The following is a 23,215-nucleotide window of genomic DNA, read 5'->3' as shown; positions in this document are numbered from 1 at the left end:
TCCGCGGGCGATGCCCTGGTAGTCGCCGGTGACGTCGCGGTAGTTCTTGTAGCTGGATCCGATGGAGACCAGCACGGTCACGCTGTTGGCCGAACGGACCTGCACCGTGCCGCCGGAGCTGCTCACGGTCCCGCCGTCGGCCACCACCCTGGCCAGGGCGAGGAAACGGACCTGTCCCGTGATGCCCTCGAAGTCCCCCGAGACGCCGTCCAGCGCGACGCTGGTGCCGTCGGGGCTGGAGCGGGTGACCCGCTGCGGGCTGTCGAAGGTCGCCGAGAAGCTGATCGAGGCCGCCCGGTCGGCGGTCAGCCTGATCGCGATGACCTGGTCGGGCGCGCTGGCCAGGATCTCGCGCCGATAGCGGACGCCGTTCTGGGCATAGGTGGTCACGGTGGTCGCCGTGGTCAGGTCGAGGTAGCGGTTGTACTCCGAGACCCCGCTGGCGCTGCCGAACGTGAGCCGCAGATTGCCGACGGTCTGGTAGGCGAGCTGGCCCGCGGGACTGCCCAGCATGTTCTGGTCGATGAGGCTCTGGGCCTGGCTCCACTGGTTCTGGAACACGAGCTGCCGGATCTGGCTGAGCGCGCCCGCACCCCGGGTGTTGCTCTGGTCGTAGGGGCCGCCCGCCCAGACGGTGTCCTCGTTGAGCTGCAACCGCTCCACGTCGACGTTGCCGTAGACCATCGCGCCCAGGCGGCCGTTGCCGATCGGCAGGGCGCGCAACCAGTCGGTGCCGGCGCTCTCGTCGTACCACAGGGCCATGTCACCCGCCTCGGCGGGCGGGGCGGCGGCGGCCCTGGCGACCGCCGTCCACTGCAGGGGCAGGATCGCGGCTCCGGCGCCGGCGGCGCCGAACTGCAGCACCTGCCTGCGGGATAAGTCAGACATCTCTCGGTTCTCCGTTCCCTGGGGTCCGGGTGGGCCTGCCACACGCGAGGCAATGTGACCGTCAGGTTACAAACATGGGATTAATGGGGTCAATAGTCGTTGTGAGGGCCGACATTTGCCCTCTTTCATCACATGATCTTGGTGAGACATGGGATTGATTGGTCTCAGAGGTGATCGTCCAGGCGGATCACCGTGCCGGATCGGCCGTTGTGCGCTCGTCCGCGCAGAGGTGGCCAGATTCATCGGGTTAAGTGAAGACGAAAAACGACCAATCGGCTAGTTTGTTGACCTCAGGTGGGTTGAGGCCTGCCGTCCCACCAGCATTCATCCGATCAATTGGAGATCATTATGCCGACGATCACCTCAGTGGACGTGATCGACGTCAGGTTCCCCACCTCCGCCACCCTCGACGGCTCGGACGCGATGAACCCCGACGGCGACTACTCCGCCGCGTACGTGGTCCTCGGCACCGACGACGACCTGACGGGATACGGCCTGACCTTCACGATCGGACGCGGCAACGACCTGTGCGTGGCCGCCGCCCGTCAGATCGGGACCCGGCTGGCCGGCCGCGACGTGGACGAGCTCGCCGCCGACCTGGGCGGCCTCTACCGGGAGATCATGGCCGACAGCCAGATGCGCTGGCTGGGGCCGGAGAAGGGCGTGGTGCACCTCGCCGCGGCCGCCGTGCTGAACGCCGCCTGGGACCTGGCCGCCCGCCGGGCCGGCAAGCCGTTGTGGCGTCTGGTGGCCGACATGTCGCCGGAGGAGATCGTGGCGGCGTGCGACTTCCGCTACCTGTCCGACGTGCTCACCCCCGCCGAGGCCGTCGAGATGCTCGCGCGGCTGCACCCCACCCGCGAGGAGCGGGTCGCCGAACTGGCCGAGCGCGGCTACCCCGCCTACACCACCTCGCCCGGCTGGCTGGGCTACGACGACGGCAAGCTGCGGCGGCTGGTCAGGGAGGCGGTGGCCGACGGCTGGACGCACGTCAAGCTCAAGGTCGGCGCGGACCTCGACGACGACGTGCGGCGGCTGGCCATCGCGCGGGAGGAGCTCGGCGACCGCCACCTCATGATCGACGCCAACCAGGTGTGGGACGTGCCGGACGCCATCTCCTGGGTGAACCGGCTGGCCGCCTTCGAGCCGCTGTGGATCGAGGAACCGACCAGCCCCGACGACGTCCTGGGCCACGCCGCCATCCGCAAGGCGATCGCCCCCGTCGGCGTGGCCACCGGGGAGCACTGCCACAACAGGGTGATGTTCAAGCAGCTCCTCCAGGCGGAGGCGATCGACTTCTGCCAGATCGACTCCTGCCGCCTGGCCTCGGTCAACGAGATCATCCCCATCCTGCTCATGGCCGCCAAGTTCGGCGTGCCGGTGTGCCCGCACGCCGGGGGCGTCGGCCTGTGCGAGATCGTCCAGCACCTGTCGGTGATCGACTACGTCTGCGTGAGCGGCAGCCTGGAAGGACGCGTGCTGGAGTACGTCGACCACCTGCACGAGCACTTCACCGACCCGGTCCGGGTGGACGGGGGACGCTACCGCCTCCCCGCGGCGCCGGGCTACAGCGCCCAGATGCGGCCGGACTCCGTCGAGGCCTACCGCTACCCTGATGGACCGAAGTGGGCACAGCGGTAGGGATGTGGCGTGGGAGTCATCGAGAGCGCGATCGACACCATCAAGCAGATGATCGTCGACGGCGAGCTGCGACCGGGCCAGAAACTCCCGATCGAGAAGGAGCTCGCCGACCAGCTCGGCATCGCCCGCAACACCCTGCGCGAGGCCGTGCGCGCGTTGATCGCCATGCGGGTCCTGCAGACCCGGCAGGGCGACGGCACCTACGTCACCAGCCTCTCCCCGGCGCTGCTGCTCGACGGCATGAGCTTCGTCGCCGACATCCACCAGCACGCGGGCGCCGGGGAGTTCCTGCACGTACGGCGGATCCTGGAGGCGGAGGCGACGGCCCTGGCGGCCGTCCGCATCCCCGACGACGACCTCGTCGCCCTGGGCAACCTGCTGGAGGAGTCCGAACGCCTCGCGTCGGGCCCCGAGATCGACCACGGCAAGCTCGTCGCCCTCGACCAGGACTTCCACGCCCTGATCACCTCCCACTGCGGCAACACGGTGCTGGCCGCCGTCATCCAGAACATGTCCGGCCGCACGGTCCGGGCCAGGATCTGGCGCGGCATGACCGACCCGGAGGCCGTGCAGCGCACACTCGGGGAGCACCGCGCCGTCTACCTGGCGCTGCTCGCGCGCGATCCCGAGCGGGCCCGCATCCACGCCGCGATGCACGTGCTGGGCGTCGAAGAGAGCCTGACCGGCCCGCGTGACTTCAGAGAGGACAACGATGAGTGACCCCGTCGAACGGTTGGCGGCCCGGCTGCGCGGCGAGGAGGCGGTCGTCGTCGCCTACTCCGGCGGCGCCGACTCGGCCCTGCTCGCCTTCGTGGCAGACCGGGCGCTGGGCGTGCGCGCCCTGGCGGTCACCGCGGTCTCCCCGAGCCTGGCCGCGTCCGAGCGCGCGGCCGCGCGGGCGTTCGCGCGTGAGCACGGCCTGGCCCACGTCGAGGTGTGCACCGACGAGATCGAGCGGCCGGAATACACCGCCAACGGGCGTGACCGCTGCTACCACTGCAAGTCGGCGCTGTTCGACGCGCTCACCCCGCTGGCGGCGGCCATGGGCGCGGCCGTCGCGCTGGGCACCAACCTCGACGACCTGGGCGACCACCGGCCCGGCCAGCGTGCAGCGGCCGAGCGCGGGGTCATCACCCCGCTGGTCGACGCCGGGCTGACCAAGGCCGACGTGCGCGCGGCCAGCCGGGAGCTCGGCCTGGTGACCGCCGCCAAGCCCGCCGCGCCCTGCCTGGCCTCGCGGGTGAGCTACGGCGATCCCGTCACGCCCGAGGTGCTGGCCAGGATCGAGGCCGCCGAGGCGGCGCTGCGCGACCTCGGCTTCCCGGTGTGCCGGGTGCGCGCCCACGCGGGCGGCACGCTCGCCCGGATCGAGGTCCCGCACGACCAGATCGCCCGCGCTGGCGAACTGCGCGACCGCGTCGACGCCGCCGTGCGGGGTGCGGGCTTCACCTTCTGCTCGCTGGACCTGTCCGGCTTCGCGTCCGGACGCCTCAACGCGCTGCTCCCTCTGCTGCCGTCGTAGGCGCCCGGACACGAGATCACGAGGGCGTCATTCCTGTGTCTTGCCGCCGGTGAGCCGCGACAGGGCCAGGGCGGTGAGGATGATCGCCCCGTTGAGCGCCTCGATCCACTGCGCCGGCACGCCGGCCAGGGTGAGCACGTTCTGGATCATGTAGAGCAGCAGGATGCCGGTGAACGCGCCGAACACCGTGCCCTTGCCGCCGTTGAGGCTGACCCCGCCGATGACGGCGGCGGCGAACACCGTGAAGATCGCCCCGTCGCCCTGTGCGGCGGCGACGGAGGCCAGCCGCCCGGTCAGCAGCAGGCCGCCGATCGCCGCCAGCACGCTGGCGGCGATCAGGGTGATCCAGAGCACCCGGTCGGTGCGGATGCCCGCGGCCTTGGCGGCGTCGACATTGCCGCCGATGGCGTACAGCGAACGGCCGAACCCGGTGAAGCCCATGACCAGGACGCCGGCCGCGAACAGCAGCAGGCAGATCCAGATCGAGGCGGGCACGCCCAGCCACATCGCCGACCCCAGATAGGTCATCGACTCCGGCAGGTTGAAGAAGGTCTGCCCGCCGGAGATGCCGGTGAGCAGCCCCCGCAGCACGATGAGCATGCCCAGGGTGACGATGAACCCGTTGAGCCCGAAGCGGACGATGAACAGCGCGTTCACCACCCCGACCAGCACCCCGACCGCCAGGGTGATGGGGATCGCCCAGAAGCCGGACAGCAGCCCGAGCCCCGAGCCGGTCCCCACCGCGACCGTCAGCCAGGCGGCCACGCCGGGCGCCAGGCCGAAGGTCGACTCCAGCGACAGGTCCATCTTGCCCACGATGAGCACGAGCGCCTGGGCCAGGACGAGCAGCGAGATCTCCGACATGGTCTGCAGGATGTTGATCAGGTTGTCGGCCTGCAGGAAGATCGGGTGCACGATCTGCCCGACGATCGCGATCGCGATGATCGCCGGGACGAGCGCGAAGTCCCGCAACCGGGCCAGGCGCAGCCCGCCCGGCGACCTCCCCGGCCCCTTCCGCGCGGGCCGGCCGGTCTCCGCCGGGGCGGCGGTGGTCTCAGGCATCGAGGTCGACTCCTTCCATGGCCGCCACCATCTCGTGGTCGTGCCAGCCGGCGGCCAGTTCGGTGGTGACCCGGCCGTGGAACATCACCAGCACCCGGTCGCAGAGCCGCAGATCGTCCAGTTCGTCGGAGGCGATCACGACGCCGGTGCCCTTCCCGGCGATCTCCTCGACCTTGCCGAGCAGGAACTCCTTCGACCGGACGTCCACGCCCGCCGTCGGGGTGATCAGCACGAGCAGGCGGGGATCGCTCGCCAGGGCGCGGGCCATCACCACCTTCTGCTGGTTGCCGCCGGACAGGCCGTTGACGGGCAGCTCCGGGCCGGGGGTCTTGATGGCCAGATTGGTGATCATTTCGCGGGCGAGGTCGTCGCGGCGGCGGCCGCTCACGAGCCCGGCGGCGCCGAGCCGTTCCGGCACGGTCATCGTCGTGTTGTCGGCGATCGACATCAACGGGATGAGGCCCTGATGGTGCCGGTCGCGGGGGACCAGCCCGACCCCCGCCGCCAGCGAGTCGGGCACGCTCCCGGCGCGCGGACGGCGTCCGGCGACCTCGACCGTGCCCTCGCGGGGCGCCCGGAGCCCCGCGATGGTCTCGGCCAGCTCGGTCTTCCCGCTGCCGCCGAGGCCGGCCAGCCCGACGATCTCGCCCGCCCGCACCCGCAGGTCGACGCCGGCGTAGACGTCGCCGTCGGTCAGCCCGCGGGCGTCCAGGATCACCTCGGCGTCCGGGGGGACGGAGGGGCGGGCCTTCCTCTCCCGAAGGCCCGCCGCCTCCCCGGTCATCGCCGCCACCAGGTCTCCCTGGGGCAGATCCATGACCGGCGCGGTGAGGATGTGCCGGGCGTCGCGGAAGACCGTGACGGTGTCGCAGATCTCGTAGATCTCCTGGAGGTGGTGGCTGATGAACAGGAAGGTGACCCCCTGTTCGCGCATGGCCCGCATCCGGTCGAAGAGGCGGGAGATCGCCGCGCCGTCGAGCTGCGCGGTCGGTTCGTCGAGGATGATGAACCGCGCGCCGAAGGACAACGCCCGCGCGATCTCGACGAACTGCCGCTGCTCCACGCCGAGCTCCTTGGCCGGCAGGCGCACGTCCACGTCCACCGACCAGGCCTCCAGCAGGTCGGCGGCCTTCCGCCACATGCTCTTCCAGCTCACCAGGCGCAGGCCGTTGTGGTCGTGGCGGTTCAGGTAGAGGTTCTCGGCCACGGTCAGCTCGGGGATGATCGTGGACTTCTGGTAGACGCAGGCGACCCGCTCCCGCCAGGCGTTCCGCTCCGACAGGCGCGGCGCGGGCCGCCCGGCGAACCGGATCTCCCCCTCGTCGGGGTCCTGGAGGCCGGTCAGGATGGACACCAGGGTCGACTTGCCCGCGCCGTTGCGCCCGACGAGGGCGTGGGTCTCGCCCGGCATGATCGTGATGTGGGCGCCGTCCAGCGCCACGGTCTCGCCGTATCTCTTGGTGATGCGCTCCGCCTCGGCGACGGGGCCGTTCACGGAGGAAGGGCTCGTGGAAGCGCCCATCGTCGTGCCTCTCAGCTCAGGTTGTTGCCCCAGAGCGACTTGTCGTCGTGCTTCACGCTGGGGATGCCGCCGTAGGTGCCGCCGTCGAGCGTGACGAGCGGCGCGGAGAGCTGGTCTTCGAGCAGGCCCGGCCGGACCTCGATGATGGTGCTGTCGTGGTCGGTCTTCCCGGGGGCGAAGGTCTTGCCCTCGATCGCCGCCTTGGTGTACTCCAGCGCCCACTTGGCGTAGAGGTCGGCGGGCTGGGACACGGTCGCGTCGATGTTGCCCGCCGCGATGTCCTTGAGCTCCTGCGGGATGCCGTCGTTGGAGACCACGAAGACGTGCTTCGGGTCGTCCGGCGGCACCAGCAGGTCGCGCTGCTTGAGCACCTGGAGGGTGCCGGCCAGCGCGAAGCTCGACTGCATGTAGACGCCCTTGACGTCGGGGTTGGCGGTGAGCACCGTCGAGAGCTTCTGCGAGGCGACCGCGCCGTCCCAGTTCGTGGCCTCGCCGAAGACCTTGATGCCGGGGTAGTGCTGCGCCATGCACTCGTTGAAGGCCTCGGTGCGGTCGCGGCCGTTGATGGAGGCCAGGTCGCCCTGGAGCATGACGACCTTGCCGGCCCCCTTGAGCTTCTCGCCGAGGTAGCGGCAGGCCTTCTCGCCGTAGGCGCGGTTGTCGGCGCGCACGACCATGAAGGCGTTGCCCGTGTCGGGCCGGGTGTCCACCAGGACGACGGGGATCTTCTTGCCTTCGAGCTGCTGGAGCGTGGGGGCCACCGCCGCGGTGTCCTGCGGGGCCATGACCAGCCCGCGGATGCCCTGGCTCACCAGGCTCTGCACGTTCGCGGTGAGCTTCGCGATGTCGTTCTGCGAGTTGGTGGTCTTCAGGTCGGCGCCGATCTCACCGGCGAACTTCGGCGCGTAACTGATGTAGGAGTTCCAGAAGTCGGTGTCGGACCGGGGGTAGTCGACCCCGATCACCGGTTTCGCCGGGGCGCCGGCCGCCGGAGCCGGCGTCTCCTCTCCGCCGCACGCCGTCAACAGGCAGGCCGCCATTGACAACGTCACGGCGACGGGTAAGCGTCTGATTCTCATCGTCACTCCTTCGGGTGCCATTGCGGTGAAGCCCGCTTTGAGCGCCGGACATGGGATGTCTTTCTATGACCCAAAGCATGCCGGTGTCTAGAGCTGTCGAACATAAACGCGATCACCTGCGGTTATGCCGGAACGCCGTTAGGAGGTGTTCTCTGAACATCACATGTCTGTCTCGGGTTTCCGGTGAGCGGGCATTGAGGGGCAGGATGCACCTATGTCTCTGACCGAGCAGGCGATCGTCCGCATCCGGCAGCTCATCAAGGATGGGACGCTCCCTCCCGGGGCCCGGCTGCCTCCCGAGCAGGACCTGGCCGCGTCGCTGGGCCTGTCCCGCAACCTCCTCCGCGAGGCCGTGCGCTCCCTGGTCACGACCCGCGTGCTGGAGGTGCGGCGGGGTGACGGCACCTACGTCACCTCACTCGACCCCGCGCTGCTGCTGGAGGGCGTCGGCGTCGCGGTCGAGATGATGCAGGGCGACGACCTCCTGGAGATCACCGAGGTGCGCAGGTTGTTCGAGCCGGTGGCCACCAGCCTGGCGGCCACCCGCATCACGCCGGTCCAGCTCGCCGAGCTCCAGAAGCACCTCGACGCCATGGTCGCCGCCCAGGGCGACGTCGAGCTGCTCACCCACCACGACGACTCCTTCCACCGCGCCGTGTTCGAGGCCACCGGCAACCGGGCGTTGTGCGCCCTGCTCGTGGGGATAGCCAGCCGCACCGTCCGGGCCCGGGTCTGGCGCGGCGTGCTCGAAGGCAACGTGGCCGGCCGCACGATCTCCGAGCACGCCGCCATCTACCGGGCGCTGGAGCGGGGCGACGCGGTGCTCGCCCAGGCGGCCGCGCTCATGCACGTGAGCACGACCGAGACCTGGTTGCGGGAGAACCTGGTGCGGTCCGCCGCCCCCGAACCGGGCGAGCGGGTCACCTGATCACGATCGGGTGCTCGCCGCGCGGCACCAGTTCGCCGATCACCGGGGCGCCGGGCACCTCCCCGGCGATCAGCAGCCCCCCGGAGGTCTGCGCGTCGGCCAGCAGCAGCATCGTCTCCTCGTCGGCCCCGCCCGACAGGTGGGCGGCCACCCAGTCGAGGTTGCGGCGCGAGCCCCCGGGCACGAACCCGTCCCTGACGGCCTCCCGCGCCCCCTCCAGCAGGGGCACCTTCCCGCTGTCCAGCACGGCCGTCACACCCGAGGCCCTGGCCAGCTTGAAGAGGTGACCGAGCAGCCCGAACCCGGTCACGTCGGTCGCGCAGCGCACCCCGGCCCGGACGGCGGCCTCGCTCGCGACGGCGTTGAGCCGCGTCATGACGGCGACCGCCTCCGGGAACACCTCGCCCGTCGCCTTGTGGCGGTTGTTGAGCACGCCGAGGCCGAGCGGCTTGGTGAGCGACAGCGGCAATCCGGCGCGGCCGGCGTCGTTGCGCATCAGGGCGGCGGGATCGGCGAGGCCGGTGACGGCCATGCCGTACTTCGGCTCGGCGTCGACGACGCTGTGGCCGCCCGCCACGTGGCAGCCGGCCGAGGCGGCCACGTCCGCGCCGCCGCGCAGGACCTCGCGGGCCAGGTCGTACGAGAGGGTCTCCCGGGGCCAGCAGAGCAGGTTGAGCGCCATGAGGGGGCGGGCGCCCATGGCGTACACGTCGGACAGGGCGTTGGCGGCGGCGATGCGGCCCCAGTCGTAGGGGTCGTCCACCACCGGGGTGAAGAAGTCGGCGGTGCCGACGACCGCCGTGCCGCCCTCGACGCGGACGACGGCGGCGTCGTCTCCGGTCTCCAGCCCGACCAGCAGTTCTCCGGCGGGGTCCGTGGGGGTGACGCCGAGACCCGCCAGGACGTCTTCGAGTTCGCCGGGCGGGATCTTGCACGCGCAGCCGCCGCCCTGGGCGTATTGGGTCAGTCTCACCATGATCGGGATCATTGCGCGGATCGGCGGATTGGTATATCCCGATCTGTCGTGACCGACCCGCGGCGCCACATCCCCCGCACCGACGCGCTCCTGGACGATCCCCGCCTCGCCCCGTTCGTCGAACGTCTGGGCCGGGGCCGGGTCAAGGGAGCCGTCCAGGCGGCCCAGCGACGGGCGAGAGACGGGGAGATCAGCCCCGCCGACGTGCCGGACGAGGTGGTGCGGTCGCTGCCGGGCGGCGGGCCCCGTCAGGTGATCAACGCCACCGGGGTGCTCCTGCACACCAACCTCGGCCGGGCCCCGCTCTCCGCCCCGGCCCTCGACGCGGTCCGGGACGCCGGCGGGACCACCGACGTCGAGTTCGACCTGGAGACCGGACGCCGGGCCCGGCGCGGCCGCGCGGCGCTGGCCGCGCTCGCGCGGGCCGTCCCGGACGCGGAGGCGGTCCACCTGGTCAACAACAACGCCGCCGCGCTGGTGCTGGCCGCGACCACGCTGGCCCAGGGCCGGGAGATCGTGATCAGCCGGGGGGAACTGGTCGAGATCGGCGACGGCTTCCGGCTGCCCGACCTGCTGGCCTCCACCGGGGCCCGCCTGCGCGAGGTCGGCACCACCAACCGCACCTCGGTGGCCGACTACGCCGGGGCGATCGGGCCCGCGACCGGTTTCGTGCTCAAGGTGCATCCCTCGAACTACCGGATCGAGGGGTTCGCGGCCACGCCGTCCGTCGCCGAACTGACCGGGCTGGGCGTGCCGCTGGTCGCCGACATCGGCTCGGGACTGCTGACGCCCGAGCCGCTGCTGCCGGCCGAGCCCGACGCCGCGACCTGGTTGCGCGCGGGCGCCGACCTGGTCACGGCCAGCGGCGACAAACTGCTCGGCGGCCCGCAGTGCGGCCTGCTGCTCGGGCGGGCCGACGTGGTCGAGCGGCTGCGCCGCCACCCGCTGGCCCGCGCACTGCGGGTGGACAAGCTGACGCTCGCGGCGGTGGAGGCCACGCTCACCCACGCGGCCAACCCGGCCCGCGAGGCCCTGACCGCCGACCCGGCCGTCGTGCGCCGCCGCGCCGACGACCTGGCGCGCCGGCTGGCCGAGGCGGGCGTGCCGGCCGAGGCGCTCGGCACCGGGGCCGCCGTCGGCGGCGGGGGAGCACCCGGCGTCGTGCTGCCCAGCGCGGCGGTGGCGGTGCCCGAGGCGCTGGCCCGGCCGCTGCGGACGGGCGACCCGGCGGTGGTCGGCCGGGTCGAGGGCGGGCGCTGCCTGCTCGACCTGCGGGCGGTCGCGCCGCACCGCGACGACGACCTCTTCCACGCGGTGGTGGCCGCGTGGAGGTGATCGCCTCGACCGCCTCGGCTGGCACCAGAACATTTCTTTGATAGCGTTATCATTGGGGACGTGCAGGTGCCTGGTGGCCCTCCCGGTCTTCAAAACCGGTGGCGCCGAGGACCTCGGCGCGGCGGGTTCGATTCCCGTCCGTCTCCGCTGCTCCCCCCAGAGTCGGCTGGAGTTCCATGAGATTTCTCCTGCTCGGGCACTTCGAAATCCAGCGGCCGGACGGCAGCCGGCTCGCCCTGACCCGGATCAAGCACCGCCAGCTCCTCGCCCTCCTGCTGCTCGACTCGCCCCACACGGTCCCGACCGAGCGCTGCATCGCCGTCCTGTGGGGGGACGGCGCACCGCCGTCGGCGCGGCGGAACCTCCAGACCTACATCGCCGACCTGCGCAAGGGGCTGGCCTGCTCCGGCGTCGAGATCCGGACCGAGCCCGGCGGCTACCGGATGACCGACGTCGAGGGCCGGCTCGACCTGGCCGAGTTCGAGGCCGCGCGGTCGGCCGCGGCCACCGCGCTGGCCGAGCGCGACGACGCCGCGGCGGCCCGCCTGCTCAGGGACGGCCTCGCCCTCTGGCGCGGCGGGGCGCTCCAGGACCTCGCCGACAGCTCCGACGCGCTGCGCAACGCCGCCACCCAGCTCGACGAGCGCCGGACGGCCGCGGTCGGCGACTTCGCCGGCGCGTGCATCCGCTTGGGCGCCTACGAGGAGGCCATCGACCAGCTCCGGGTGGCGGTCGCCCGCGCTCCGCTGCGCGAGGACCTGCGCGCCCGGCTGATGCTCGCCCTGCACAAGAGCGGCCGCCGGGCCGACGCGCTGCTGGTCTACCACGACTGCCGGGCGGCGCTGGTCGAGCACATCGGGGTCGGGCCGTCGACCACGCTGACGGCCCTGCACGACCGCATCCTCCTGGAGGACGCAGGCCTGTGATGTGGCGGCCGTATGGCGGTCGTGTGGCGGCCGTGGACGCGGAGCGCTCACTCTGGTGCCGTGGCGATGTTAGCGCGAACACCAGATGGCCGTACGCTCACCGTCGACGGCAGCCCGCAGCCCTTCACCATGGGCTGGAGCTACCTGCTCTGGGCGCGGAGCGACCGCGGCGCGCAGCGTTTCCACACCGGCGCGGCCGGCGCGCGTGAGCTCATCGCCCGCCACCTCGGCGAGTACGACCGGTTCACCGTCCGCGAGGTGTCGTGGCACGGGGCCCGGCTGGTCTCCCACGAGGACCCGGAGAACGGCGGCACCACGATGCTCTGGATCGGGCCGCACCACGAGGTCTACACCTTCGTCCAGGGGACGAACGTGCCGTTCGAGGCCTTCATCGGGTTGCTCGCCGCCTTCGACGTCCGCGACGCCCCCGACGGGGTCGTGCTGGCTCCCCGGCTCGGGGCGCGGGTGCGCCTCGACGGCCTGCTCGCGGTCAACAGCCTGGAGGGCGTCTGCTCGATCCAGGTCAACCCGGCCGGAGCGCTGCCCACGCCCGGTGGCACCGGCAAACGGGTGCGCGGCGGCGCGTTGTGGAAACGCGACGAGCGGGCCGACGACGGGCGGGTCCTGCGCTCGGCCGTCCTGGTCAACACCTCGACGACCACGATCCTCACCGCGCGGGACGCCGACGACCCCCGGTTCGCGGCCGTCGCCGACGCCCTCACCTGCGGGCTGAGCTGACCGCCGTGCAGAACGTGATCAACTCGCTGGCCGTGTTCGGCTTCCTCGGCATGGTGATCGCCCTGTTCGCGATCTCCGCGCTGCTCAGGATCGTCCGCGAGCTCCAGCAGGCGGTGCTGGCCGTGCCCGCCGCCCCCGGTCCGGACACCGTCCGGAGAGTGACCCGCTTCGCCTCCGCCGACGGGCGGCCGACCTTCGTCCTCGTGGTCTCCGAGCAGTGCCCGAGCTGCCGGGCCCGCGCCGTCCATCTGGCCGGGATGCCGCCCGGCCGGGTGAAGGGCCGGCTGGTCCTGCTCAGTGCGGGGGAGGCGGGCGCGGCCTGGGCCGGACCGGCCCCCCACGTCGAGGCGGTCGTCGACGCCGAGCTGCTCGGTTCGGTCGCGGTCGGCGCGACCCCCTCGCTCGTGAAGTACGCCCCCGACGGCACAGAGGAGTGGCGCCGCGCGGTCGGGTCCGACCCGGACCTCGACCGGCTTCTCGGGGTGGATCTGCCCGAATCGTCGAACGTGAGGTGACAACGACATGACCCGCGACTACTGGTCCGACGTCCCGGCGGCGGACGAGGACGTGGCGGCGCGTCCGCCGGTCCGGGCCCGCGTGTCGCGGCGCACGATGGTCAGGTCGGTCGGCGTGCTCGGCGGCGCGCTGGCGCTGAACGTGGTGGGCGCGCTGCCGCCCGCCCGCGTCAGGACCGCCTCGGCGACCGTGGGCACGGAGTGGTCGGGCTGCTCGAACAGCGGCTACACCGACTTCGACGGCTACCGCGACGGCACCACCCAGCGGGTGTGCGTGGGCGGGTCGTACTCCAGCAGCTACTGCGGCAGCGACGGCTGGTTCCGCACCGACGGCAACGCCTACTCCTACTACACGCCGATCGTCGAGTGCGGCGCGGGCGGGGTCACGAAGAAGAACGCCTGGCGCTGGACGAGCGGCAGCACCCCCTACCGCTGTGCCGACGGCCGCTTCGTGGTGTACGGCGCGGGCAGCACCTTCTACATCTGCTCGCGGGCCAACCCGTGACCCTGCCCGCCACCCGCACGGCCGGGTTCCTCTTCGCCCTGACGGCGCTCGTGGCCGCGGCCGGCGCGGTCTGGCCCGGGAGGCTGGACTTCCTCGCCTGGGCGTTGATGGGCGTGGTCGCCGGGTTCTCGTTGTCCGGCTCGGTTTGAAGCCTCAACTCAGCGGATTTGCTGACCTCGCCGGTCTGGCGGGGACAACTCACGGCCTTCTCGTCCGGGCTGGTGCTGGGCGGGCTGGTGTCGGGCACCGTCGCGGGGGCCTTCGGCGGGTTCGTCTCGGTGGTGCCGGAGGCCGTGCGCACCTGGGCGCTGATCCCGGTGGCGGCGGTGCTGCTCGCCTTCGAGCTGGCCGGACGTCCACTCGCGCTGATCCAGAACCGCAGGCTGGTGCCGCAGGAGATCATTGCGCGCAGCCGGTTCGAGGGGCCCTTCCAGTTCGGCTTCGAGATGGGCACGGGCGTGCGCACGTTCACCCCGACCGCGCTCCCGCACACCCTGGTGCTCGCCGTCGTGCTCGTCGGAGGCCTCCTCCCCGGCGTGCTGGCCGGGCTCGGGTTCGGCCTCGGCCGGGTGCTGATGCCGCTCACCCGCTCCCTGAGCGGCGACCCCTCCGGGTGGGACCGCCACCTGCTGGGGCGGCTCGCCTGGGTGGGCCGGTGGTGCGCGGCCGGGTTCCTGGCCACGCTGACGGTCCTGCTGCTGGCGTGGTGAACGATCGGTGTGGTGAACGATGATCCTGATCGGCGATGTGGCCCTGGCCGGCGCGCTGCTCCTCGTGGCGGCCGGTTTCCTCGGGGCCGGCGAGGTCACCCGGGGCCACGGCCTGCTGCCCTCCCGGGTGATCCGCGCCGCCGCCCTGGCCGGACCGGTGGTCGGCGGCGCGGCGATCGGGTTCTGGGTCTGGGGGGATCCCGGCCGGTACGCCTGGACGGCGGCGGCGGTGTGGCACACCGCCCTGGCCGGGTATCTCCTGGTCCTGCTCGGGGTGCGCGGCCGGGTTCCGTGCGGCTGCCTCGACGCGGTCACCCCCGTGTCCCCGGTGAAAGCGGGCGTCGGCGCCGTGTGGGCCGCCGCGAGCGCCGCGATGGCGGCGGGTGTGGTCCCCGTCCCGGGGTCCCTGTCCGTCCGGCTGCCGCATCTGGCCCTGGCCGGGTTCGCGGCGCTGCTGGCGGTCGTCGCGGCGTCGGTGTGGTCCGTTTCGTCGTCGTCCCCTCGAAGGAGGATCAGATGAGCCGATGGGCGCTCGTCGCCGCGGTAGCGGTGGCCGGGTTGTCCGGCTGCACCGGGGAGGGCGGGCCGGTCGCGGCCGGCCCGGCGGAGCCGCAGGTGCTCCTCGACGCGTCGCAACTGCCCGGCGGCCCCTGGACGAACGGCCCGACCGGCGACACCCGCTGGGCCGACCTGGAGGAGGCGCTGGTGCCGTGCGGGAGACGGAGCATCGCCCCGGGCGACGCCCGGGTGCGGTTCCGGGTGTTCGAGTCGGCCGGCGGGGCGTCGGTCTCGGAGGTCGTGGTGTCCGGCACGGACGTCGTCCAGACCTTCAAGCGCTTCTACGCCGAGTGCTCCTCGGCGGGGAAGGTGGAGGCGCGGCCCGGCCCGGCCAACGTGGTGGAGCGCGGCGGAACGACCGACGTCGCCGTGTTCACCGACGACCATCTGGTCGTCGTCAGCGGCTCGGGAGACGACCTCGCCGCGATCGGCGAGGCCGCCCGTGAGCAGGCGAAGGCGGGGTGACCCCGGGGGGCGGCCGTCACGCGGCCACCCCCCGGGGCACGCTCCGTCAGCGGTAACCGGCGGAGATCACCTCGGCCTGGACGGCGTTCTCGACGGCGTCGGTCGGATAGCCGGCGACCATGGCCCCCTCGTAGAAGGTGCCGGCGCTGAGGTTGGCGCCGCCGTCGGGCTTGCAGCAGTCGCCGCCGCTGCCCAGGATGATGGCCCCCTGCTTCTTCATCGGGCTGTAGCCGTTGGGGAGCGGGCCGTCGTACAGCGTGTAGAGGCCGCCCGACTGGGCGTTGCTGCCCTTGATGGCGAAGCGGGTCGTGCCGTTGTTCTTCAGCGTGGCGGTCACGAACTTGTGCGGGAAGGCCCGCTGGTTGGTGTTCCACGACTGGCTGCCGCCGGGGAACAGGCCCCACTCCAGGTCGGCCTGGACCCACGGGCCGGACCCCTGGCAGCCGCCGAACCAGCACTGGGTGCTGAAGTTGATGGCGTCCATGGCGCCGGCGGCGTCGGCCTTCCTGGTGGTCTCGCTGTTGCCGTAGTCGAAGCAGCAGCCGTTGTTGACGTGGACGCCGCTGGTGACCATGTACATGCCCTCGGGCGCGCTGCCCGTCGGGACGCCGGTCAGGTGGCCGTCCCGCCAGTAGCTGTTGCCGGGGTTGATGTAGAGCGAGTAGGCCTTGTTGCCGCCGACCGTGAGGGACTCGGTGGTGGCGACCGCCGGACGGCTCTGCGGGGAGCCGGGGACCACGCTGGATCCCTGGTACCACAGGTCGTTGCCCCGCCCCGACTGGTCGTAGAGCACCGTGATGACGCACGTGGTGCCGGCGCAGAACGAGTCCTGCGCGGCGGCGTTGGCGACCCCGCCCGCGGTCAGCACGCCGATGTTCCGGGTGGTGTTGTCGGAGGAGCGCCTGACCTGGTAAAGGTTGCCGGCGTAGGCGTTGAAGAGCGCCCGGGTCGTGCTGTGCGCGGCCACACAGGGCGTGCCGCCCGCGCCGTAGATGTCACAGGGCCGGGCGCCGGGCGGCGGCGGGCTGGGGCTCGTGGTGGGCGTGGGCGACGGGCTGGGCTGGGCGCCGGTCGACCACTTCTGGTTGGCGCCGCCGTGGCAGGCCCAGATGTGGACCTTGGTGCCGTTGGCGGTGCCGTAGGCGGACACGTCCAGGCACTTGTTCGCGCCGAGGGCGGTGACACTGCCGTCGGAGTTCAGGCGCCACTTCTGGTTGTTCTGGCCGTTGCAGTCCCAGATGATCACCGCGGTCCCGTCGGCCGTGCCCGCGCCGTTCACGTCGAGGCACTTGCCGCCGTACACGCGCAGCTCACCGGCGGTGGTGGTGGTCCACTGCTGGTTGGCCTGCCCGTTGCAGTCCCAGATCTGCGTCTGCGCGCCGTTGGCCTGGGAGGCCCCCGGGACGTCCAGGCATCTGCCGGACGCGGTGCCCACCAGCGGGGTGGTCGCGGCGGTGGCCGGGGTCCACCACGTCAGGGTGGTGGCCAGGAGGGCGGTCAGCATCACCACGACCGCCGCGACGAGGGCGGGGCGGCCCGGTAAGGGGATGGGCGGACGCTGCATGGTCGAGCTCCTTCGAGAGGGGGAAACGAGAGCGAATCGATTCGATTCGCCGTAAGAGTATGACTGACTCGGTCTATGGGCCATGGCTTGTGCGGGCTCATCTGGGCGACACGCCTGAATGATTCATTCAGATTTCCGGCGCGTATCCCGGCCGCTGAGGTGATATTCGCAGCTCACCGAGGATCGACCACACTTCCGGATCGGCACCCGGTCGGATGGTCGAAGAAATAAGCAGGCTTAAGCCCTTGACGATCAGGGGCCGTCTGAACGTAATAGGTAGCGATGCTCCCGAGGCGGCACACCTCCGGGCACGAGAAGCATGACCCTCCCGGCAACAGCGTGGCGGCGCGCGCCTTGCCCTGACTTCTCCTTTGTCAGGAAGGAACACCGCATGTCCCGACGTCCGTGGCTCAGAATGCTGACCACGATGGCGCTCATCGCGCCGGCGGTCGTCGCGCTCACCGCCTCCCCGGCGAACGCGCTGACCATCTCGCCCTCCGACTACCAGCAGGTGCCGCTCGCCTCCGGCGGCAACGAGCTGGGCGAGGCGATGTCACTGGCCGTGATGCCGAACCGCTCGGTCATCCACACCGCCCGCGACGGCACGGTCCGCGTGACCGACGTCAACGGCAACACCAAGGTGGCCGGCCGGCTCAACGTCTACTCCCACGACGAGGAGGGCCTCCAGGGGGTGGCGGTCGACCCCGGCTTCGCCACCAACCGGTACGTCTGGCTCTACTACTCGCCCCGGCTGAGCACCCCGAGCGGCGACGCGCCCGCCACCGGCACCCAGTCGCAGTTCGACGCGTGGAAGGGTGAACTGTACCTGTCCAGGTTCACCCTCAACTCCGACGACACCCTCAACACCTCCAGCGAGAAGGTGGTCCTGCGGGTCGCCAACGACCGGGGCCAGTGTTGTCACGTCGGCGGCGACATCGACTTCGACGCCCAGGGGAACCTCTACCTGACCACCGGCGACGACACCAACCCGTTCGAGTCGAGCGGCTACTCGCCGCTCGACGAGCGCACCAACCGCAACCCGCAGTACGACGCCCAGCGCTCCGCGGCCAACAGCAACGACCTGCGCGGCAAGCTCCTGCGGATCAAGCCCCAGGCCGACGGCACCTACACGATCCCCAGCGGCAACATGTTCGCGCCGGGGACGGCGAACACCCGGCCCGAGATCTACGCGATGGGCTTCCGCAACCCGTTCCGGATGAGCGTCGACAAGGCGACCGGCGTCGTCTACCTCGGCGACTACGGCCCCGACGCCGGGTCGTCCAACTCCAACCGCGGCCCGAGCGGCCAGGTGGAGTTCAACCGGGTCACCGGCCCCGGCTTCTACGGCTGGCCGTACTGCACGGGAAGCAACTCCACCAGCGAGACCTACAACGAGTGGAACTTCGCCAGCAACAGCACCGGGAGCAAGTACAACTGCTCCGGCGGGGCGACCAACAACTCCTTCCGCAACACCGGCCTGACCACGCTCCCCGCGGCCAAGCCGGCGTGGATCAGGTACGCCGGTGACGCCGGCTCGCCGCCCGAGTTCGGCTCCGGCTCCGAGTCGCCGATGGGCGGCCCGGTCTACCGGTACGACGCGAACCTGAACTCCAGCGTCAAGTTCCCCCAGGCGCTCAACGGCCGCTTCTTCGCCGGCGAGTACGGCCGCCGCTGGATCAAGGCCATCGAGGTGACCTCCTCCGGCGGCTACGGCGAGATCTCCGCGTTCCCCTGGTCGGGCACGCAGGTGATGGACATGGCCTTCGGCCCCGACGGGGCGCTGTACGTGCTCGACTACGGCACCGGCAGCAACAACCAGGCCCTCTACCGGGTCGAGTACATCGGCCAGGCCAACCGCAACCCGATCGCGCGGGCCTCGTCCGACAAGACCTCCGGGGCGGCCCCGCTGACGGTGAACTTCTCCTCGTCGGGCAGCTCCGACCCCGAGGGCGGCGCGCTGACGTACTCGTGGAACTTCGGCGACGGCACCACCTCCACCTCGGCCAACCCGAGCAAGACCTACACCGCCAACGGCGCCTACACCGCGACGCTCACCGTCCGCGACCCGCAGGGCCTGACCGGCAGCGCGAGCGTCAACGTGACGGTCGGCAACACCGCCCCGTCGGTCACGCTCACCACCCCCGGCGACGGCCAGCTCTTCTCCTTCGGCGACACCGTGTCCTACCAGGTCTCGGTCAGCGACCCGGAGGACGGCACGATCGACTGCTCGCGGGTGTCGGTCACCTACTTCCTGGGCCACGACAGCCACGCTCACCAGATCACCTCCAGGACCGGGTGCAGCGGCACCATCGCGGTGCCGGTCGACGGTGAGCACGACTCGGCGGCGAACATCTTCGGCGTCTTCACGGCCTCCTACACCGACAACGGCAGCCTGACCTCGACGAGCACCCGGACGCTCCAGCCGAGGCTCCGCCAGGCCGAGCACTTCGGCGCCCAGCAGGGCGTGCAGACGGCCGACAAGACCGTCGCCGAGGGCGGCAAGACGGTGGGCTTCGTCGACGACGGCGACTGGATCTCCTTCCAGCCGTACAACCTGAGCAACGCCACGACCTTCACCGCGCGGGTCTCCTCGGCGGGCGTGGGCGGCCGGATCGAGGTCCGGGCGGGCTCGGCCACGGGCACGCTGCTGGGCACGGCCACCGTGGCCGCCACCGGAAGCTGGGAGACCTTCGCCAACGTCTCGGCGACCCTCAGCGGCGCGCCGTCCGGGGCCGCGACGCTGTACCTCGTCTTCCGCGGGGCGACCGGGTCGGGCTACCTGTTCGACGTGGACTCCTTCACCTTCGCCACCGGCACCCCCTCGACCGGCTGGACGGGCGCGCTGCGGGGCACCGGATCCAACCGGTGCCTGGACGTCAACGGCGCGTCGACGACCAACGGCGCGCTGGCCCAGATCTGGGACTGCAACGGCCAGACCAACCAGTCGTGGACCAGCAACGCCGCGAGCGAGCTGCGGGTGTACGGCAACAAGTGCCTGGACGTGAGCGGCGCCGGCACGGCCGACGGCACCGCGGTCCTCATCTGGGACTGCAACGGCCAGAACAACCAGAAGTGGCGCCTGAACTCCGACGGCAGCATGACCGCCGTGGGCGCCAACAAGTGCCTTGAGGTGAACGGCACCGCCAACGGCACCAAGGCGCGCATCTGGACCTGCAACGGCGGGTCCAACCAGAAGTGGACCCGCGTCTGAGGCCCTGCGCCCCAGCTCGAAAACCATCGGTGTGACGCCCGGCGCTACCCGCGCCGGGCGTCACGACGGAAGGACACCCCATGCTGCGACATCTGACCTCTGCCGCGCTCGGGCGCCTGGCGGTGACCGCGGTGGCGCTGGCCACCGCGGCCGCCGCGACGGTGATCCCGGCCGTCCCCGCCCAGGCCGCCGCCTTCAAGGTGCTGGTCTTCTCCAAGACGGCCGGTTTCCGGCACGACTCGATCGCCGTCGGAACCCAGGCCATCCGCGACCTCGGCGCGGCCAACGACTTCACCGTCGACTCGACCGAGGACTCCAGCGCCTTCAACAGCTCCAACCTCTCCCAGTACAAGGCGGTGGTGTTCCTCAGCACGACCGGTGACGTGCTGAACGACACCCAGCAGTCGGCCTTCCAGTCCTACGTGGACGGCGGCGGCGGTTACGTCGGCGTCCACGCGGCGGCCGACACCGAGTACAACTGGTCCTACTACGGGCAGCTCGTGGGCGCCTGGTTCAACAGCCACCCCGCGATCCAGCAGGCCACCGTCCGCAACGAGGACCGGGCCCACCCCGCCACCTCCCACCTCGGGACGACCTGGTCGCGTACCGACGAGTGGTACAGCTACCGCAGCAACCCCCGCCCGAACGTGCGCGTCCTGCAGAACCTGGACGAGAGCACCTACAGCGGCGGCGGCATGGGCGACCACCCGATCACCTGGTGCCACCCGCAGCAGGCCGGCCGCGCGTTCTACACCGGCCTGGGGCACACCCAGGAGTCCTACTCCGACTCCAACTTCCGCACGCTGCTGCTGGGCGGCATCAAGTACGCGGCCAAGGCGGCCCACGCCGACTGCCGCCCCGAGACCGGCTACACCGCGCTGTACAACGGCTCGACGACGGGCTGGCAGCAGGCCGGGCCCGGGTCGTTCTCCAACAACCAGGCCACGCTGACCTCCTCGGGCGGCATGGGCATGTTGTGGTACAGCACCAAGCAGTTCGGCTCGTACTCGCTCAAGCTCGACTGGCGGCTGAACGGCGACTCCAACTCCGGCGTCATCGTCGGCTTCCCCGCCACCAGCGACCCGCAGACCGCGCTCAACACCGGGCACGAGGTGCAGATCGACGCCACCGACACCGCCGACAAGACGACCGGCGCGATCTACGGCTTCAAGGCGGCCGACATCGCCGCCCGCGACGCGGCCCTGAACCCGCCGGGCCAGTGGAACACCTACGAGCTGCTGGTGGAAGGCGAGCGGCTGCAGGTGTTCCTGAACGGCACCAAGATCAACGACTTCACCAACACCGATCCGGTCCGCTCGCTCCAGCAGGGGTACATCGGCATCCAGAACCACGGGTCCCCCGACGTGGTGGCGTACCGCAACATCCGCATCAAGGAACTGACCACCGTGACGCCCTCGCCGTCGCCCTCCCCGTCCCCGTCCCCGTCGACCGGCACGACCAGCGCCATCCGGGGCGTGGCGTCGGGCCGGTGCCTGGACATCAGCGGCGCCTCGCAGGCCAACGGCGCGGTGGTGCAGATCTGGGACTGCAACGGCCGCACCAACCAGCAATGGACCTCCACCGCCGCGAGCGAACTGCGGGTCTACGGCAACAAGTGCCTGGACGTGAGCGGCAACGGAACCGCGAACGGGACCGCCGTGAGCATCTGGGACTGCAACGGCCAGAACAACCAGAAGTGGCGCTTCAACTCCGACGGCAGCATCACCGCCATCGGCGCGAACAAGTGCCTGGACGTGGTCGGCTCGGGCACCGCCAACGGCTCCCGGCTGCACATCTGGACCTGCCACGGCGGCGGCAACCAGAAGTGGACCCGCGTCTGATCAACCCGTGAGGCAAACAGTGGAGCCGGCCGCCCGAGGCGACCGGCTCCACTGGTTCGTGCAGTCTCATGACTCTGGTGCCGGCGGGTTCGCCGCTCTCGGACGCGGAGATCAAGCGGGCGCTGGTACGCGAAACGAGCCTGAGCGGCGCCGCCGGTCACGCCAGGGTGCGGGCGCGGTGGCGGCGGACCGCGTCGCGGTTGGCGCACGGCTGGGAGCAGTAGCGCCGGCGGGCGGTGCGGGAGGTGTCGGCGAAGATCTGGTCGCAGCCCTCCACGGCGCACCGGCCGAGCCGGTCCATGCCCCGGTTGACCAGGTGCATCGCCGTGCCCACGGAGATCAGCGCGAACAGCACGGCGCCGAGCGGCTGCCGGTCGTCGCGGTAGTGCAGGTGCCATCCGCGGGCGTGGTCGGTGAGGCGGGGATAGGCGGCCGAGCGGGCCAGCATGTCGTTGACCAGGTCTGCCTTCTCCCGCTCGGTCGGGGCGTCGACGACCCTCGTCCACTGGTCGACGACGGCGCGGGTGCGGTCGAGGTCGGCGGCCTCGACGGGCAGTTCCAGCACCAGCCCGGCCGCGCGGCAGCGGTCGGCGAGCTCCCCGGCGGTGGCCGGAGGGTGGTTGGCCAGGCCCGCGGCGAAATTCACCACGTCCGCGCCGTAAGGGTTGAGGTGCACCAGCTCATTACAGCAGCCTGGACGTCATGGTACGAACGGCAACAAGGCATGACATTCCCGAACTCGTCCGGCTGAGGGCGCTGCTCTTCGACGACCTCGGCGGTGAGTTCTTCTCTCCCGCCGACCCCGCCGACGACTGGCGGGCCGCTCTCGCCCGGGTTTTCGGCCGGAAGCTGGCCGAACCCGACTGCCGGATCCTGGTCGTGGACGCCGACACCGGCCTGGCCGCCTGCGGCATCGGCACCGTCGAGCAGTGGTTCCCCGGCCCCCACTCCCGCAACGGGCGGATCGGCCACGTCATCGGCATGGTCACCGACCCGGCCCACCGGCGGCGCGGGCACAGCCGGGCCATCCTGCTCGGACTGCTCGGCTGGTTCCGCGAACGCGACGCCGTGCGCGTCGACCTGACGGCCTCACGGCAGGCCGAACCCCTCTACCGCGACCTCGGCTTCGCCGACCACCCCGACCCCTTGTTGTGCTGGAAACCGTCGTCGCCGTGAACACCGCCGGAGATGACGAACGGGCGACGGCCGCGCTGGGACCGTCAACGCGG

Annotated in this window: 23 protein-coding genes and 1 tRNA gene; 17 read left to right on the top strand and 7 right to left on the bottom strand. The window is 71.4% G+C overall.

The window, feature by feature from the left end; translation table 11 throughout:
* The coding region (locus AW273_RS34190) for a glycoside hydrolase family 95 protein (protein WP_232327734.1) at nt 1-888 on the bottom strand (888 nt) is incomplete at its 3' end.
* 348 nt (nt 889-1,236) lie between these two features.
* Here AW273_RS34190 and AW273_RS34185 point away from each other — a divergent pair.
* From AW273_RS34185 to larE, 3 genes are read left to right on the top strand one after another with little or no spacing between them, the layout of a single operon-like run.
* Nucleotides 1,237-2,529, top strand: coding sequence for an enolase C-terminal domain-like protein (locus AW273_RS34185; protein WP_062357562.1), 1,293 nt, complete (start codon nt 1,237-1,239; stop codon nt 2,527-2,529).
* Nucleotides 2,530-2,538: 9 nt separating this feature from the next.
* Entirely contained in the window at nt 2,539-3,249 is a 711-nt protein-coding gene (locus tag AW273_RS34180; protein WP_062357560.1) for a FadR/GntR family transcriptional regulator, read from the top strand.
* A complete protein-coding gene (gene larE, locus AW273_RS34175; RefSeq protein ID WP_062357558.1) occupies nt 3,242-4,051 on the top strand; it encodes an ATP-dependent sacrificial sulfur transferase LarE in 810 nt (269 codons plus the stop codon). Before AW273_RS34180 ends, larE begins: the two co-directional genes overlap by 8 nt.
* A gap of 27 nt (nt 4,052-4,078) precedes the next feature.
* On the opposite strand, the gene AW273_RS34170 is transcribed toward larE, so the two are convergent.
* Genes AW273_RS34170 through AW273_RS34160 form a run of 3 tightly spaced genes read right to left on the bottom strand, consistent with a single transcriptional unit; the run spans nt 4,079 to nt 7,714 of the window.
* Nucleotides 4,079-5,113 carry an ABC transporter permease gene (locus AW273_RS34170; RefSeq protein ID WP_062357556.1) on the bottom strand — a complete coding sequence of 345 codons (1,035 nt, stop codon included), beginning with the start codon at nt 5,111-5,113 and terminating at the stop codon, nt 4,079-4,081.
* Nucleotides 5,106-6,608, bottom strand: coding sequence for a sugar ABC transporter ATP-binding protein (locus AW273_RS34165; protein ID WP_198168506.1), 1,503 nt, complete (start codon nt 6,606-6,608; stop codon nt 5,106-5,108). The genes AW273_RS34170 and AW273_RS34165 overlap by 8 nt, the downstream gene beginning before the upstream one ends.
* A 38-nt stretch (nt 6,609-6,646) precedes the next feature.
* On the bottom strand, nt 6,647-7,714 hold the full coding sequence (locus AW273_RS34160; RefSeq protein WP_062357551.1) for a sugar ABC transporter substrate-binding protein: 1,068 nt from the start codon (nt 7,712-7,714) through the stop codon (nt 6,647-6,649).
* Between the two features lie 214 nt (nt 7,715-7,928).
* Between AW273_RS34160 and AW273_RS34155 the strand changes: the two genes are divergently transcribed.
* Nucleotides 7,929-8,642 (top strand): FadR/GntR family transcriptional regulator, encoded by a 714-nt coding sequence (locus tag AW273_RS34155; protein ID WP_062357548.1) that lies wholly within the window; start codon nt 7,929-7,931, stop codon nt 8,640-8,642.
* Here the strand turns inward: AW273_RS34155 and selD are convergent.
* Nucleotides 8,635-9,618, bottom strand: coding sequence for a selenide, water dikinase SelD (selD, locus tag AW273_RS34150; RefSeq protein ID WP_198168505.1), 984 nt, complete (start codon nt 9,616-9,618; stop codon nt 8,635-8,637). The two genes, AW273_RS34155 and selD, sit on opposite strands and share 8 nt — an antisense overlap.
* A gap of 48 nt (nt 9,619-9,666) precedes the next feature.
* Here selD and selA point away from each other — a divergent pair, with 48 nt between their 5' ends.
* The 10 genes from selA to AW273_RS34105 all read left to right on the top strand — a co-directional run bounded on the left by selA (nt 9,667) and on the right by AW273_RS34105 (nt 15,370).
* Nucleotides 9,667-10,953 (top strand): L-seryl-tRNA(Sec) selenium transferase, encoded by a 1,287-nt coding sequence (gene selA / locus AW273_RS34145; RefSeq protein ID WP_062357544.1) that lies wholly within the window; start codon nt 9,667-9,669, stop codon nt 10,951-10,953.
* 54 nt (nt 10,954-11,007) lie between these two features.
* A tRNA-Sec gene (locus AW273_RS34140) sits at nt 11,008-11,101 on the top strand.
* 28 nt (nt 11,102-11,129) lie between these two features.
* Nucleotides 11,130-11,879, top strand: a complete 750-nt coding sequence (locus AW273_RS34135; RefSeq protein WP_062357543.1) for an AfsR/SARP family transcriptional regulator — start codon at nt 11,130-11,132, stop codon at nt 11,877-11,879.
* Nucleotides 11,880-11,939: 60 nt separating this feature from the next.
* Nucleotides 11,940-12,617, top strand: a complete 678-nt coding sequence (locus tag AW273_RS34130) for a hypothetical protein (RefSeq protein ID WP_157556445.1) — start codon at nt 11,940-11,942, stop codon at nt 12,615-12,617.
* A gap of 5 nt (nt 12,618-12,622) precedes the next feature.
* The gene (locus tag AW273_RS34125) at nt 12,623-13,132 is read left to right on the top strand and encodes a hypothetical protein (RefSeq protein WP_062357541.1); all 510 of its coding nucleotides are present in this window, start codon (nt 12,623-12,625) and stop codon (nt 13,130-13,132) included.
* Between the two features lie 7 nt (nt 13,133-13,139).
* Nucleotides 13,140-13,637, top strand: a complete 498-nt coding sequence (locus AW273_RS34120) for a hypothetical protein (protein WP_062357539.1) — start codon at nt 13,140-13,142, stop codon at nt 13,635-13,637.
* Entirely contained in the window at nt 13,634-13,786 is a 153-nt protein-coding gene (locus AW273_RS37650; protein WP_157556443.1) for a hypothetical protein, read from the top strand. The genes AW273_RS34120 and AW273_RS37650 overlap by 4 nt, the downstream gene beginning before the upstream one ends.
* An 18-nt stretch (nt 13,787-13,804) precedes the next feature.
* Complete coding sequence (locus tag AW273_RS34115) at nt 13,805-14,347, top strand: hypothetical protein (protein ID WP_062357536.1); 543 nt, start codon at nt 13,805-13,807, stop codon at nt 14,345-14,347.
* Between the two features lie 19 nt (nt 14,348-14,366).
* Nucleotides 14,367-14,867 (top strand): MauE/DoxX family redox-associated membrane protein, encoded by a 501-nt coding sequence (locus AW273_RS34110; RefSeq protein ID WP_062357533.1) that lies wholly within the window; start codon nt 14,367-14,369, stop codon nt 14,865-14,867.
* Entirely contained in the window at nt 14,864-15,370 is a 507-nt protein-coding gene (locus tag AW273_RS34105) for a hypothetical protein (RefSeq protein WP_062357530.1), read from the top strand. Before AW273_RS34110 ends, AW273_RS34105 begins: the two co-directional genes overlap by 4 nt.
* A gap of 46 nt (nt 15,371-15,416) precedes the next feature.
* On the opposite strand, the gene AW273_RS34100 is transcribed toward AW273_RS34105, so the two are convergent.
* On the bottom strand, nt 15,417-16,934 hold the full coding sequence (locus AW273_RS34100) for an arabinofuranosidase catalytic domain-containing protein (protein ID WP_062357528.1): 1,518 nt from the start codon (nt 16,932-16,934) through the stop codon (nt 15,417-15,419).
* A 391-nt stretch (nt 16,935-17,325) separates the two neighbouring features.
* Here AW273_RS34100 and AW273_RS34095 point away from each other — a divergent pair, with 391 nt between their 5' ends.
* Together AW273_RS34095 and AW273_RS34090 are read left to right on the top strand one after the other, a co-directional pair.
* Entirely contained in the window at nt 17,326-20,145 is a 2,820-nt protein-coding gene (locus AW273_RS34095; RefSeq protein WP_062357526.1) for a PQQ-dependent sugar dehydrogenase, read from the top strand.
* A gap of 80 nt (nt 20,146-20,225) precedes the next feature.
* Complete coding sequence (locus tag AW273_RS34090; RefSeq protein ID WP_083950268.1) at nt 20,226-21,986, top strand: ThuA domain-containing protein; 1,761 nt, start codon at nt 20,226-20,228, stop codon at nt 21,984-21,986.
* A 157-nt stretch (nt 21,987-22,143) separates the two neighbouring features.
* On the opposite strand, the gene AW273_RS34085 is transcribed toward AW273_RS34090, so the two are convergent.
* Nucleotides 22,144-22,662, bottom strand: coding sequence for a CGNR zinc finger domain-containing protein (locus tag AW273_RS34085; protein ID WP_062357524.1), 519 nt, complete (start codon nt 22,660-22,662; stop codon nt 22,144-22,146).
* Between the two features lie 26 nt (nt 22,663-22,688).
* Between AW273_RS34085 and AW273_RS34080 the strand changes: the two genes are divergently transcribed.
* Nucleotides 22,689-23,162 carry a GNAT family N-acetyltransferase gene (locus tag AW273_RS34080; protein WP_062357522.1) on the top strand — a complete coding sequence of 158 codons (474 nt, stop codon included), beginning with the start codon at nt 22,689-22,691 and terminating at the stop codon, nt 23,160-23,162.
* Nucleotides 23,163-23,215: the final 53 nt, after the last annotated feature.

It is taken from the genome of Herbidospora yilanensis, assembly GCF_001570565.1.
Lineage (GTDB): Bacteria > Actinomycetota > Actinomycetes > Streptosporangiales > Streptosporangiaceae > Herbidospora > Herbidospora yilanensis.
Note: the sequence above shows the minus strand (reverse complement) of the source record. Positions and strands in the feature narration are given on the sequence as shown.

Coding starts and splice junctions, on each gene's coding strand:
- AW273_RS34185 (WP_062357562.1), top strand. CDS start 1,237: ATGCCGACGATCACCTCAGTGGACGTGATCGACGTCAGGTTCCCCACC.
- larE (WP_062357558.1), top strand. CDS start 3,242: ATGAGTGACCCCGTCGAACGGTTGGCGGCCCGGCTGCGCGGCGAGGAG.
- AW273_RS34170 (WP_062357556.1), bottom strand. CDS start 5,113: ATGCCTGAGACCACCGCCGCCCCGGCGGAGACCGGCCGGCCCGCGCGG.
- AW273_RS34160 (WP_062357551.1), bottom strand. CDS start 7,714: ATGAGAATCAGACGCTTACCCGTCGCCGTGACGTTGTCAATGGCGGCC.
- AW273_RS34155 (WP_062357548.1), top strand. CDS start 7,929: ATGTCTCTGACCGAGCAGGCGATCGTCCGCATCCGGCAGCTCATCAAG.
- selD (WP_198168505.1), bottom strand. CDS start 9,618: ATGGTGAGACTGACCCAATACGCCCAGGGCGGCGGCTGCGCGTGCAAG.
- AW273_RS34135 (WP_062357543.1), top strand. CDS start 11,130: ATGAGATTTCTCCTGCTCGGGCACTTCGAAATCCAGCGGCCGGACGGC.
- AW273_RS34120 (WP_062357539.1), top strand. CDS start 13,140: ATGACCCGCGACTACTGGTCCGACGTCCCGGCGGCGGACGAGGACGTG.
- AW273_RS34110 (WP_062357533.1), top strand. CDS start 14,367: ATGATCCTGATCGGCGATGTGGCCCTGGCCGGCGCGCTGCTCCTCGTG.
- AW273_RS34105 (WP_062357530.1), top strand. CDS start 14,864: ATGAGCCGATGGGCGCTCGTCGCCGCGGTAGCGGTGGCCGGGTTGTCC.
- AW273_RS34100 (WP_062357528.1), bottom strand. CDS start 16,934: ATGCAGCGTCCGCCCATCCCCTTACCGGGCCGCCCCGCCCTCGTCGCG.
- AW273_RS34095 (WP_062357526.1), top strand. CDS start 17,326: ATGTCCCGACGTCCGTGGCTCAGAATGCTGACCACGATGGCGCTCATC.
- AW273_RS34090 (WP_083950268.1), top strand. CDS start 20,226: ATGCTGCGACATCTGACCTCTGCCGCGCTCGGGCGCCTGGCGGTGACC.
- AW273_RS34080 (WP_062357522.1), top strand. CDS start 22,689: ATGGTACGAACGGCAACAAGGCATGACATTCCCGAACTCGTCCGGCTG.